11 protein-coding genes are annotated in these 13228 nt (G+C 63.5%); 8 read left to right on the forward strand and 3 right to left on the reverse strand.

Annotation, left to right across the window (positions count from 1 at the left end):
- Positions 1 to 23 precede the first annotated feature (23 nt).
- From ruvC to ACZ2GY_RS08215, 7 genes are all read left to right on the forward strand, one after another.
- Positions 24 to 596, forward strand: a complete 573-nt coding sequence (gene ruvC / locus ACZ2GY_RS08185; protein ID WP_277358376.1) for a crossover junction endodeoxyribonuclease RuvC — start codon at positions 24 to 26, stop codon at positions 594 to 596.
- Positions 597 to 730: 134 nt separating this feature from the next.
- Positions 731 to 1360: a Holliday junction branch migration protein RuvA gene (gene ruvA / locus ACZ2GY_RS08190; RefSeq protein WP_277358375.1), complete on the forward strand. Its 630-nt coding sequence runs from the start codon at positions 731 to 733 to the stop codon at positions 1358 to 1360.
- Positions 1360 to 2478 (forward strand): Holliday junction branch migration DNA helicase RuvB, encoded by a 1119-nt coding sequence (ruvB, locus tag ACZ2GY_RS08195; protein WP_471673479.1) that lies wholly within the window; start codon positions 1360 to 1362, stop codon positions 2476 to 2478. The genes ruvA and ruvB overlap by 1 nt, the downstream gene beginning before the upstream one ends.
- A 194-nt stretch (positions 2479 to 2672) precedes the next feature.
- Positions 2673 to 3140 (forward strand): preprotein translocase subunit YajC, encoded by a 468-nt coding sequence (locus ACZ2GY_RS08200; protein ID WP_277358373.1) that lies wholly within the window; start codon positions 2673 to 2675, stop codon positions 3138 to 3140.
- Positions 3141 to 3209: 69 nt separating this feature from the next.
- Positions 3210 to 4970 carry a protein translocase subunit SecD gene (secD, locus tag ACZ2GY_RS08205; protein ID WP_056547440.1) on the forward strand — a complete coding sequence of 587 codons (1761 nt, stop codon included), beginning with the start codon at positions 3210 to 3212 and terminating at the stop codon, positions 4968 to 4970.
- Positions 4967 to 5980, forward strand: a complete 1014-nt coding sequence (secF, locus tag ACZ2GY_RS08210) for a protein translocase subunit SecF (RefSeq protein WP_056547443.1) — start codon at positions 4967 to 4969, stop codon at positions 5978 to 5980. Before secD ends, secF begins: the two co-directional genes overlap by 4 nt.
- Positions 5981 to 6300: 320 nt before the next feature.
- Positions 6301 to 8619 (forward strand): RelA/SpoT family protein, encoded by a 2319-nt coding sequence (locus ACZ2GY_RS08215; protein ID WP_346028422.1) that lies wholly within the window; start codon positions 6301 to 6303, stop codon positions 8617 to 8619.
- On the opposite strand, the gene ACZ2GY_RS08220 is transcribed toward ACZ2GY_RS08215, so the two are convergent.
- The 3 genes from ACZ2GY_RS08220 to ACZ2GY_RS08230 all read right to left on the reverse strand — a co-directional run bounded on the left by ACZ2GY_RS08220 (position 8616) and on the right by ACZ2GY_RS08230 (position 11687).
- Entirely contained in the window at positions 8616 to 9251 is a 636-nt protein-coding gene (locus tag ACZ2GY_RS08220) for a hypothetical protein (RefSeq protein ID WP_277358372.1), read from the reverse strand. The two genes, ACZ2GY_RS08215 and ACZ2GY_RS08220, sit on opposite strands and share 4 nt — an antisense overlap.
- A gap of 99 nt (positions 9252 to 9350) precedes the next feature.
- Entirely contained in the window at positions 9351 to 10850 is a 1500-nt protein-coding gene (locus ACZ2GY_RS08225; RefSeq protein WP_471673480.1) for a DUF349 domain-containing protein, read from the reverse strand.
- Positions 10851 to 10901: 51 nt separating this feature from the next.
- Complete coding sequence (locus tag ACZ2GY_RS08230) at positions 10902 to 11687, reverse strand: peptidylprolyl isomerase (RefSeq protein ID WP_318532995.1); 786 nt, start codon at positions 11685 to 11687, stop codon at positions 10902 to 10904.
- Positions 11688 to 11893: 206 nt separating this feature from the next.
- Here ACZ2GY_RS08230 and hisS point away from each other — a divergent pair, with 206 nt between their 5' ends.
- The gene (hisS, locus tag ACZ2GY_RS08235) at positions 11894 to 13228 is read left to right on the forward strand and encodes a histidine--tRNA ligase (RefSeq protein ID WP_471673481.1); all 1335 of its coding nucleotides are present in this window, start codon (positions 11894 to 11896) and stop codon (positions 13226 to 13228) included.

The raw sequence follows: 13228 nt of genomic DNA on the forward strand, positions 1-13228 counted from the left end.
TCCGCCCATCTTGGGGGACACCCGTGACACTGCGGGTCATGGGTGTTGACCCGGGGTTGACCCGCTGCGGACTTGCCGTGGTCGATGTCGAACCGAACCGGCGCGCCACTCTGGTGGCGGTCGGTGTGGTCGGTACGCCGGCTGACCACAGCCTCGATCGCCGCCTGCTGATGATCGCCGAGTCAGTGGATGTGTGGCTGGACACGCACTCACCGGCGGTGCTCGCCGTCGAACGCGTTTTCAGCCAGCTCAACGTCAGCACCGTCATGGGTACCGCTCAGGCTTCGGGCGTGGTGATAGCGGCGGCGGCGAGGCGGGGCATTCCGGTAGCGCTTCACACACCGACCGAGGTCAAGGCGGCAGTGACGGGTAACGGCCAGTCTGACAAGGCCGCAGTGACCAAGATGGTGACGAAAATCCTTCGCCTCGCAACGCCGCCCACCCCTGCCGACGCCGCTGATGCACTGGCACTTGCCATCACGCACGCCTGGCGAACCGGAACTACGTCCTCAGCCCGAAGCCAGGGTGGGGTTGGCCAGACCGCAGCCCAACGGCTGTGGGCGGAAGCGGAAGCGAAGGCGCGTCAACGGCGATGAACCTACTCCCGGGTAGTCTGCGTGCCGGAGTACATCGGTGTGGCGGCGCCGGATAGTCCGCGCCGGGACGTACGCTGATTCGTAGATATGTTCGGTGATATTCGTTTCGATTCTCAGCATCTGGAGCCCAGCGCATGATCAGTTCTCTGACCGGGACCGTAAGCCATGTGGGCCTGCACTCGGCCGTACTCGACGTCAACGGGTTCGGAATGCAGGTACAGGCAACGCCCCAGACTCTTTCCACCCTCCGGCTTGGCAACCAGGCCAGGCTCAACACCTCGCTGATAGTCCGCGAGGATTCCATGACCCTGTTCGGATTCACGGATGCTGACGAGCGTGAGGTGTTCGAGACACTGCTGGGCGTCAGCGGCGTAGGCCCACGGTTGGCGCTGGCGGTGCTCGCGGTGTACGCCCCGGCGGCCATCCGCACCGCCGCATCGTCCGGGGATGACAAAGCATTCAGCAAGGTGCCGGGGATCGGCCCCAAGGGCGCGCGACGCATTGTGCTTGAACTCGCTGACAAACTCATTCCGCTTGAGACGGATACCCCAACTACAGCTTCCGGCGCCTGGCAGTCACAGGTTCTCGCCGCGATGATGGGTCTGGGCTGGTCGGAAAAGGACGCCGGCTCAGCCATCGACGCCGCAGTGAAGGATTCTCCAGAGATTGCGGCATCTGGGGATGTCGGTTCGATCCTGAAGCTCACACTGCGCAGGCTGGGCCAGGATGGCGCCCGCAGCTCGGCACGGGCTTCGGTGAACTGATGACAGATCAGGAACAGCCCCTTGTCTCGCCGGCCGTGGATCCGGAGGACCGGGCGGTCGAGGCAGCCCTGCGGCCGAAGAACCTGGATGATTTCGTCGGTCAGGCAAGAGTGCGCCGCCAGCTGTCCCTCGTCCTCGAAGCATCCCGGATGCGTGGCCGCAGCGCGGACCATGTTCTCCTTTCCGGACCTCCCGGGCTCGGAAAGACCACCCTGGCGATGATCATCGCCGCGGAGATGAATGCGCCCCTCCGCATCAGTTCAGGCCCCGCCATCCAGCATGCCGGAGACCTCGCCGCTATCTTGTCCTCGCTGACCGAGGGGGAGGTGCTCTTTCTCGACGAGATCCACCGCATGTCGCGCCCTGCGGAAGAAATGCTGTACATGGCAATGGAGGACTTCCGGGTAGACATCATCGTGGGCAAAGGGCCGGGCGCAACAGCGATTCCGCTGGATCTGCCACCTTTCACCCTGGTCGGCGCCACCACCCGCGCCGGGCTGCTGCCGGGTCCGCTGCGCGACCGGTTTGGATTCACCGGCCATCTCGAGTTCTACTCCACGGCGGAGCTTGAGCTCGTTCTCCGGCGCTCGGCCATGATGATGGACATGCGGGTCAACTCCGCAGCCTTTGCTGAGGTAGCCGGACGTTCCCGCGGCACCCCCAGAATCGCGAACCGCCTCCTCCGGCGCGTTCGTGACTGGGCACTTGTGAACGGCGTGGACGTCATCGATGCACGGTGCGCCGAATCCGCTCTGGATATGTACGAGGTTGACGCCAAAGGACTCGACCGCCTCGACCGGTCTGTGCTGACGGCGCTTGTGACAAAGTTCAATGGAGGGCCGGTGGGACTGTCCACTCTGGCCATTGCAGTAGGGGAAGAACCCGAGACCGTGGAAACGGTCGCCGAGCCGTATCTCGTGCGCGAGGGGATGCTCGGCAGAACGCCGCGCGGGCGAATCGCCACAGCAGCTGCGTGGGAACATCTGGGTCTGGTCATGCCTGCATCAATCGCAGCAGCCATGCCCGAAGGACTTTTCCCGGTCTACGAGGATGATCCCGTTTCCGGGGTCGAAATGGCGCTCGGGAGCGAAACGGAATGGAGCCGCAACAGCGGCTAGTGCGAAAGTTGAGGCCCATTCCCCGTAGACTGTTCTGACGCGTGGCGCAGCGCACGGTCAAAGCTCTGGAAACACTGCTGGCTTAATAGTCAGGCAGTGCTCCCGCGGACCGCGCGCAGCCGCGGAACTTCAGCGTCGGAATCACCTGCACCGCAGCCGACTGTGCTGACCAAATATAGGAACGGATCTTCTCTGTGCTCGCAAATGTAGTTGCCCAGACCACCGAGCAGACGGGTGGCGGGTTTGACATCTTCAGCCTGCTCCTCCCGTTGGCTCTCGCCTTTCTGATCTTCACCATGTTCCGCAAGCAGCGGAAGATGAAAAAGCAGGTCGCGGAGCAGCGCACCCAGATGGTCCCGGGTACCGAGGTCATGACCAACTTCGGTCTCTTCGGCACCATCGTTTCCCTCGACGAGGACAACAACAAGGCCCTTATCGAGCTTTCCCCGGGTGTTACCGCGACCGTTCACTCCCAGACCCTGAGCAAGGTGGTCGCCCCGGAACCGGTGGTCGAGGAAGAGCACAGCGTTCCCGACGACGCCTCCTCACTGACGGACCCGCTCAGCGATGCTGACCGCCCGCTTCGCGAAGAGACACCGGAAGAGTCAGCCGAGCGGCTGAACAGGGAAAACGCGCGCGACCGAAACGACAAAGACCAGTAACCTGCGACACGGCCGTACTCCTTCGGCCCGTCACGTCTCGAATTCCAACACCCAAAGGATTCACGCACCATGGCACGAACCGGCCCAGGCTCCGCCGCCAAACGTACCCTCGTATGGCTCGGCGTAGTCTTTGCACTCCTCGCCTTGCTGCTCGGCGGAGGCTCGCTGTGGAGTAACGCCAGCTGGGCACCGAAGCTCGCCCTCGACCTCGAGGGCGGTACCCAGATGATCCTCGCACCCGAGGTACAGGGCAGCAGCGAGGAAATAACCCCCGAACAGCTTGACCAGGCGGTCGAGATCATCCGGCAGCGCGTCGACGGCAGCGGTGTCGCCGAGGCCGAGATCAGCACGCAGTCGGGACAGAACGTCATTGTCGCGCTCCCGGGCATCCCTGAACCGGAGACGCGGGAACTGATCCAGGCATCGGCCCAGATGGAGTTCCGGCCCGTGCTTTTCGGAGGCCCTGGGCTTGCCCCGGCGGCTGAGACGCCGACGCCCGAAGACCAGCTTCCCACTCCGAGTGCCGAACCGACTGGTGCCAGCGATCCCAACTGGATAACCCCCGAGCTTCTGCAGGAGTTCGAGTCGACTGACTGCACCAGTCCGGAGGCACTTGAGCCTGCAGTCGAGCCGGCTCCCGCCGACCAGCCGATGGTTGCCTGCGAGCCGGACACACAGGGGAAGTACATCCTCGGTCCGGTCGAGGTTCGCGGCACTGAGATCGAGTCAGCCGATTACGGCATGGCGCGCAGTGCCCAGGGCCAGACCCTGAATGAGTGGGTCGTCAACATCGACTTCAACGATGAGGGTACCGAGACCTTCCGCGAAGTAACCGAGCGGTTGTTCGCCATCGGTCCGGGAGATCCACGGAACCAGTTCGCCATCGTGCTGGACGGCGTTATTGTTTCAGCTCCCACCACCAACGCAGTGATTCCTGACGGGCGTCCGCAGATCAGCGGCAGCTTCACGGAGGAATCGGCAGCAGCTCTCGCAGAGCAGCTGAAGTACGGTGCGTTGCCCATCAGCTTCGAAATTCAGAGTGAACAGCAGATCTCCGCCACGCTCGGAGCCGACCAATTGCGACTCGGTCTGATCGCCGGCGTGATCGGGCTGGTTCTCGTCGCTGTGTACTCGCTCTTCCAGTACCGGATGCTCGGCCTGGTGACGATCGCCTCGCTCGTGGTGGCCGGGGTGCTTACCTACCTGGCAATCTGCATCCTCGGCTGGACAGAAAACTATCGGCTATCCCTCGCCGGTGTAGCGGGGCTGATTGTCGCAATCGGTCAGACAGCAGACTCATTCATTGTGTACTTCGAACGCATCAGGGATGAGCTCCGTGACGGCCGTGGTCTGGTCCCGGCTGTCGAGAACGGGTGGCGGCGTGCCAAGCGAACCGTACTGGCGTCCAAGGCCATGAACCTTCTCGCCGCCGTCGTGCTGTATTTCGTGGCCGTCGGAAACGTGCGCGGTTTCGCGTTCACGCTTGGATTGACGGCAATCGCCGACCTCGTTGTCGTGTTCCTGTTCACCCACCCGGTAATGCGACTGCTCGCCATGACCCGGTTCTTCGGCGAGGGTCACCGCTGGTCCGGGCTTGATCCCTCGCGACTCGGCGTGCTTCCGCTGTACCGCGGAGCCGGCCGGGTGCGGCACAAGCCGGTAGAGCGGCCCGCAGTTGAACTGCGCGGCCGGAACAAGGCCGCTGCGGGTGAAGCTGAGCGGCGCATGACTATTGCTGAACGGCGCCTGGCTGAACAGCAGAAGGCCGTTGAAGAACAAAAGACCGTCAGTGCGCAAGCACGCGGAACCAAGGAAGGGGACAACCGATGAGCCGGTTCAGTTTTGCCGAATTCGGAAACGAACTGTATTCCGGCAAGCGGTCCTATCCCTTCGTTGGAAAGCGCAACCTGTGGTTCATGATCGCCGGTGTGGCGATCTTGCTCTCGCTGCTGGTTCCGGTGATCAAGGGTGGGTTCAACCTGGGCATCGACTTCCGCGGTGGGTCAGAATTCACCGTCTCGAATGTGCAGGACACTTCCGTCGCCGCGGGCGAACAAGCCGTCACCGAGGTGGTGCCGGAAGCGGTTCCGCGGGTAACCAACATTGCCCCGGAAACCATGCGTATCCAGACGGAACGACTCAGCGATGACCAAACCCTGAGCGTGCGTGATGGGCTGATCGGCGCCTATAACGTCACGGAGGAAGACGTCACGTCCAACTTCGTGGGGCCCACCTGGGGAGAGGATGTCAGCCGCCAGGCGATCATCGGTCTGGTTGTCTTTGTGGCTCTCGCCGCGGCGCTGATGGCGATCTACTTCCGCACCTGGAAGATGTCGGTTGCGGCAATGGCGGCGCTGGTGGTGGTGATGGTGACTTCTGCCGGCATCTACTCGCTCAGTGACTTCGAAGTCACTCCATCGGCAGTCATCGGCTTCCTGACGATCCTGAGCTATTCGCTGTATGACACAGTCGTGGTCTTTGACAAGATTCGGGAGAATACGGCAGATCTGGAGGTGTCCAGCAAGCGGACCTTCGGAGAGCAGGTCAACCTGGCGGTCAACCAGACACTTGTCAGGTCGATCAACACCTCCGTTGTTGCCGTCCTGCCAGTCGCTGCAATTCTTTTCATCGGCGCGATGCTGCTCGGCGCGGGCACCCTGCGGGACCTTTCACTGGCGCTTTTCGTCGGTATCATCATCGGCACGCTGACCACCGTGTTCGTTGCTGCTCCCATGTACGCGATGCTTCGGATGAACGAGCCTGACATCCGCAAGCAGGAGAAGCGCGTAATGCACCGCCGCTCCCTCGAAGCCAAGGAAGCTGATACCGCTCCGGCGTGACCTCGCTGCGTTGCGGCGCACACCGAGACAACGGCCCGGTACCTGCGAGGTGCCGGGCCGTTGGCGTTCCATCTTCCGGAAGCGGCACTGATCTCTACGCGGACGGCAAAACGTGCACGGGATGCCGCGGACGGCGGATAAACTTGGAAAGGCAGCCGTGAGTGTGGGATGTTGTAGCCTTACCCGTCCGCGGTGGGGATGACGGAAGTCCAACGGAAGTGGGGTAATGGGTGGCTGAAGCCAGTGGTCCCGGACGCCCGTCCGGAACCGGACCGTCCACAGGTCCGGGCACCGAAGCACGTACACAACCAACCCGTACGGTGGCTCCGGCGCCGGAGCGCCCCGCGACCGGATCCGGGTCCCCGGTTGCTACTGAAGGGGCCGTCGCGCCTGGCCGCAGGGAACGAACCCGTGCCCGCCTCGCACGCCTTGCCGGACGGGGAACCACAGATTATTCTCCGGTCCTCGAACCGCTGTTGCGCACCGCCCGCGCGAACAATCCGAAAGAGGATCTTGAGTTCATCAAGCGGGCTTATGAAGTGGCTGAGCGCAGTCACGAGGGCCAGAAGCGTAAAAGTGGTGATCCTTACATCACCCACCCGGTTGCGGTAGCCACCATTCTCGCTGAGCTCGGCATGACCGGGACAACCCTTGCCGCCGCTCTCCTGCATGACACCGTCGAGGACACCAGTTGCACCCTTGATGACATCCGGCGTGACTTCGGCCAGGAAGTGGCAATGCTCGTTGACGGAGTCACCAAGCTGGACAAGGTATCCTTCGGCGACGCAGCCCAAGCGGAGACCGTCCGCAAGATGGTTGTCGCTATGGCCAAGGACATCCGGGTCCTCGTGATCAAGCTGGCTGACAGGCTGCACAACGCGCGGACGTGGCGCTTCGTATCAGCCGAATCCTCCGCTCGAAAAGCACGGGAAACCCTCGAGATCTTCGCACCCCTCGCGCACCGCCTGGGCATGAACACCATTAAGTGGGAACTTGAGGATCTCTCCTTCGCGGCGCTGCATCCCAAGGTCTACGAGGAGATTGTGCGGATGGTGGGGGACCGCACTCCGGAGCGCGAAAAGCACCTGAACCTCGTCCGGGATCAGATCGGCGAGGACCTGCGCTCGGTGAAGATCAAGTCCACCATCACAGGACGCCCTAAGCACTACTACTCGATCTACCAGAAGATGATCGTGCGGGGTAAGGACTTCGACGACATCCACGACCTGATGGGTGTACGCGTGCTCGTTGACTCGGTGCGCGACTGCTATGCAACCCTGGGGCAACTGCATGCGAGGTGGAACCCGCTCCCGGGCAGGTTCAAGGACTACATCGCGATGCCCAAGTTCAACATGTACCAATCGCTGCACACGACGGTGATTGGCCCCGGCGGGCGTCCCGTTGAGATCCAGATCCGCACACATGATATGCATCGGCGTGCCGAGTACGGTGTGGCAGCGCACTGGAAGTACAAGAATCAGGGCGGGGCCGGCACCAGCGGTGTTCCGGACAACAGTGATATGGGATGGCTTCGCAGCCTCGTGGATTGGCAGCAGGAGACATCCGATCCCGACGAGTTCCTCGACTCGCTGCGGTTTGAGATCAACGCCCGTGAAGTATTCGTGTTCACGCCCAAGGGTGAGGTCATGGCGTTGCCCGCCGGATCGACGCCGGTCGACTTCGCCTACGCCGTGCATACCGAGGTTGGTCATCGCACCATTGGAGCCCGGGTCAACGGCAAGCTTGTGCCGCTCAACAGCGAGCTGAACCACGGCGACTGGGTGGAAATTTTCACTTCAAAGGCGGAGGGAGCCGGGCCAAGCCAGGACTGGCAGGGATTCGTCAAGAGTCCTCGGGCGCGGAACAAGATCCGTCAGTGGTTCACCAAGGAACGCCGCGAAGAAGCGATTGAGAAGGGCAAGGACCAGCTGACGCGCACTATGCGGAAGCAGAATCTTCCTTTGCAGCGGATGATGACGCACGACGCCCTGCTGGCGGTGGCCCAGGAACTGCGTCATGCGGACATTTCAGCGCTCTACGCCGCTGTTGGAGACGGACATTCCTCGGCCCAGAACGTCATCGAGCACCTTGTCACCCAGATGGGCGGCCATGCCGGCGCTGAGGAAGACATCGCTGAGGCGACGGTCGCAACGCAGCCGCGGCGCCCCAAGTTCTCGGATTCAGGCGTCACCGTGCGCGGTGTGGGTGACGTCTGGGTCAAGCTGGCCCGCTGCTGCACACCGGTCCCTCCCGATCCGATCGTCGGGTTCGTCACGCGGGGGTCTGGGGTCTCGGTGCACCGTAACGACTGCCGGAACGTCCAGGAGCTGCGGGACCAACCGGGCCGGATCGTGGACGTGGAATGGGCTCCCACGCAGTCCAGTGTGTTCCTGGTGGAGATTCAGGTAGAGGCGTTGGACCGCAAGAGCCTTCTCTCGGATGTGACCAGGGTGTTGTCCGAGAACCATGTGAACATCCTGGCAGCGAGCGTGAACACGTCGACCGACCGGGTGGCTATGTCGCGGTTCGCTTTCGAGATGGGCGATCCCAAGTACCTGAGCCACATCCTCAGCGCGGTGAGAAGGATTGACGGCGTGTTTGACGTTTACCGGACCACCGGATCCCAGCGGCGCATCTAGCGGCTGACACGCAGGGCCTCGCGCAAGCGACTCAACGCACGTGCTTTTCCGGGCACCCGCACGGAACTCTCCAGCGAGAGGATCACCAGGTGCAGCGGGCAGCGCAGTCCAGGTGCTGCGGCAATGCTTTTGAGCGTCTCAACAGCCCAGAAATCCTGACCGTGAATTGCGACGTCGAGCGCAGTCCGCAATGGAGAGGTCACTGGCACACCGCCGATTGTGGAAAGATCGCAGGGCCCCAGGGTGACCTGATGCATCACCGCATCACAGAAGGCGGGAAGCGCCGTTGTGCGCCGGCGATGATCGGTGACCAAGCTGACGACAGCTGGAGCAGGGGCGCAGCCGTACACCCAGGCCGCGCTCTGGCGGGCGAGCGCAACCCGCGCGTGGAGAGAGCGCGGAACCGTGTTGATGGCTGACTGGGCGCGAATCGCCGGAGTTGACGGCTGATCTGTGCGCACGTAGGACTCCCCGCAGACATGCGCCATCAAGCCGTCCATCCGCATGGCCTGCAACTCGACGGAACTGAACAGGCTTCCGCCGTGGAACAGCACTCCGCCCGTGGAGTTGATGGCAAGGTCCCGATGGGCAAGCCCGCGGCCCTGCACAGGAGGTCCTTGCGAATATGGCATGCCTCAAGCTTCCCCAACCGGCAGGAAAAGGGAAAGTCCCGGCCTACCCGCTGTGGATAACGGTGGACCGGGACTTCATGCCTGGAGGGCCGTACGTGCCTACGAGAAGTCTTGCGCCGATTTCTGCAGCATGTCCAGCCACTGCCTGCGCGCCTCGAGTGCCTCACGTGCCTCGGAGATCCGGCGGGCATCCCCGTTCTTCTCCGCTGCTGCCAGGTCTTCCTCGAGGGACGCGATGGTGCTCTCGAGCTGGCTGAGCGCGCTGTTGGTGCGTGCCTTGGTCTCCGGGTTGGTGCGCTGCCAGTGCTCCTGCTCCGCGGCCTGCACTGCATCTTCCACTTCACGCAGGCGCGCTTCGACGCGCCCCATGTCCGCCCGGGGAACCTTCCCGGCTTCTTCCCAGCGGTCCCGAATCGACTGCAGTGCCTTCCGGGCCGCGGTGGCGTCCTTGACTGGCAGAAGCTGACGCGCTTCCGCGATGAGGGCTTCCTTTACCACGAGGTTTGAACCGTATTCCTCATCAATGGCCTCGTTTGCAGCTTTGCGGGCAGCAAAGAACACGTCTTGTGCAGCCCGGAAACGGGTCCAGAGGGCGTCGTCGTCCTTGCGGCTCGCCCGCTTCGACCCCTTCCACTCGTCCATGAGCTGCCGGTACTCGGCTGCAGTGTGACCCCAGTCGGTCGAGGCGGAAAGCTCCTCGGCGCGGCGGATCAGTGCTTCCTTTGCCTGTTTTGCCTCTGCGTTGTCATTGTCGAGCTGCGAGAAGTACGCCCTGCGGTGACGATCGAAGATAGTGCGGGCCGAGCGGAACCGCTTCCACAGTGCGTCCTCGGTGCCCCGCCCGAGCCGAAGCCCGGACTTCTGAGCAGCTTTCCACTGCTCAAACAATTCGTTCATCCGGTTGCTGCTGGCCTTCCACTGCACGGTGGACGGATCGCGGCCGGCGATCTCCTCGGCCTCGGCAACGATCGCCTCCCGTGCTTCCCTTTCGCGGGCGCGGGCGGCGTCCTGCTCGGCCTTCTCCGCGGACTCAAGCTCCGTGACGAGGCTGACCAGTGCTTCAAGCCGGGCCTCCAGGGCACGGACATCGCCGACCATCTTCCGCTCGGAGACCTGCTCGGCAAGATGGGCGGCGGTCTTCCTCATGTCCGTGGTGGGTGCTTTTGCGTGGACCCGCTGCTCCAGCAGTGTGACCTGGCCGGCGACGTCGTCGTACTTGCGCACGAAGTAGCCCAGCGCTTCCTCGCGCGGGGCATCCGGGTACTGGCCTACGGGGAACTCCTCGCCGTCCACGAGCAGGAAGACATGACCGTCTTCCTCCACGCGGGCGAACTTCTCCGCCTCCGCCAGCGGGGTGCTGTGAATCGGGGGAGCAGCAACGACGGCGGGCGCGGCGGGACCGTTGGGCCGCGGTGCCATCGCGGCAGGGGTGGGGCGGGGACGCGCAGCGTTTGCGGCTCCCGGCACCGGCGCGGCCGGTTGCTCAGGAGCCGGCGCCGTGGGCTGCTCAGTAGCAGAAGGTTCTGCTGCAGCCTCAGGTTGCTCGATCCCGGTCGCTTCGGTTACAGGCATTTCGTCGGATTGCTGACTGTTTGTCACCGCTAAAAGTCTTTCGCTCGATGGACGGCCCACATGGCCGTGTCCCGTTGATTACTGCAAGGTTAATGAGTCTATCGTCACAGGCGTTGCCGGGGCTCCGTCCTCGCCGCCGCCTTGCACTCCGGCCTCGGCAACCTGCCGGACAAGGTCCAGACCGGAGGTCACCGAACCCATGATGGTGTATCCGCCGGTGTTCTGTGGAATCCGGGAATCCCTGTACACAATGAAGAACTGTGTCCCATTGCTGTCCGTCGCAGCACCGCGGGCCACGGCGATGGTGCCGGCAGGGTAGACGCCGTCTTCAGGAGTGTTCTCCACCGGACCCCACTGGTAGTTCGGATCACCCGCACCATCGCCGTTGAGGGACCCGCACTGCAGCACGCCCATGGTCTCCGCGGTAGTCAACCGGTGGCACGTCTTGCCTTCGAAGAACCCCTCCTGGGCGAGCGAGGTGAAGACGGCTACCGCCTGAGGGGCCTTGCTTCCGTCCAGCTGGACACCGATGTCGCCGACGCTGGTGGCAAGGGTCCCCGTGAACACTTTCCCCGCTGCACTCGACGGATCCGGAATGTTCGAGCTATTCGCCGTCGGCTCCGCCGGCGCGGTCTCCACAACACCGGGTGCCTCGTCAAGAACGTCCATCTGCGCGGCCGTGGGATTCGAGCTGAACCAGAACACCTGCAGGGCGAAAGCAATGGCGAGGACCGCCGCGGCCGCTATCCCCGCCGTCGTGCTGTCTTTCCGCCGCCGTTTCTCCTGAGCGCGCTCAAGCTCCCGCCGGGCCTCGATCTGACTGATATGACGGCGCATTTCGCGTCCGCGACGATCAACGGCCACGCGACCTCCTGTGTCCGGCGGTTGTTTCGGGTGCTGCCCACTTTTACCCTGGCACTCCCGGTCCGGTTAGTCCGGTCCGGCACGAACCACTAAAATGAATGCCGCAGACAGTGTAGGCACAGCTGACCGCTTACCTCTCGGCTTCCCCAGCATCCCGAACCGCCCGGTTGGGGACACCAGCGTCATTTCCCAAGGAGAGTTGCCGTATGGCACGAAAGTCCTCGTTGTCCGGATTTCCCGAATGGCTGCCCCAGGAACGTCTGGTGGAGCTGCACGTTCTGGACACCCTGCGACGGACGTTCGAGCTTCACGGATTCTCCAGCGTCGAAACCCGCGCGGTTGAAACAGTGGGTCAGTTGCTGCGCAAGGGGGAGATCGACAAGGAAGTCTACGCGGTATCGCGCCTCCAGGATGAGGACACCGGCGCCGCCGGCGACGACTCGCTGGCGCTGCACTTTGACCTGACTGTTCCCTTTGCACGCTATGTGGTTGAAAACGCCGGCCACCTTGCCTTCCCGTTCCGCCGCTACCAGATCCAGAAGGTCTGGCGGGGGGAGCGTCCCCAGGAGGGACGGGCACGGGAGTTCACCCAGGCGGATATCGATGTGGTGGGTGACGGCGCACTCCCGTTCCGCTACGACATCGAGCTTGCCCTCGTGATAGCCGAGGCGCTCAGCGCCTTGCCGATTCCCGACTTCCAGCTGCGCATCAACAACCGGAAACTGGCTGAAGGCTTCTATCGGGGAATCGGTCTGACGGACACTCCCGGGGTGCTGCGCAGCATCGACAAGCTGGAGAAGATCGGCCCCGCGAAAGTGGCGGAGCTGCTGAAAACCGAGCTGGGCGCCACGGCCGAGCAGGCGGAAGCCGCCCTCAACCTCGCCGGGATCCGCACGGAAAACACCTCCTTCGTTGACCGGGTGCGCGCCCTTGGCGTTGAAGACCCGCTGCTTGAGGAAGGACTTGGCGAACTCGAGCAGGTCATCGCGGAGGCATCGAAACGCGCACCGGGGAAGGTGATCGCCGATCTGAGCATCGCGCGCGGTCTCGACTACTACACCGGCACGGTCTACGAGACGGTGCTGGTGGGTCATGAGGCACTCGGCTCCATCTGCTCCGGCGGCCGCTACGATGCGCTGGCGAGCAAGGGCAACCGGACCTTCCCCGGCGTCGGGCTTTCCATCGGTGTTACACGCCTAGTGACGCGCATTCTGAGCCAGGACTTCGCGGCTGCCTCCCGCCAGGTACCGACGGCGGTCCTGGTCACCCTCGCAAATGACGACTCCTGGTCCGCCGCCCAGGATGTTGCCGCCGCGTTGCGCGGTCGCGGCATTCCCGTGGAGGTTGCGGCAACGGCCGAGAAGTTCGGCAAGCAGATCAAGTTCGCGGACCGCCGGGGCATCCCCTTCGTCTGGTTCACCTCGGAGGACGGCGCTCACGAGGTCAAGGACATCCGATCAGGGGAGCAGAGCGCCGCTGATCCCTCGTCGTGGACCCCTCCCGTTGAGGACCGCTGGCCGGCCGTCCTGCCTCAGGGCTGA

Source organism: Arthrobacter sp. KKT183 (genome assembly GCF_055657625.1).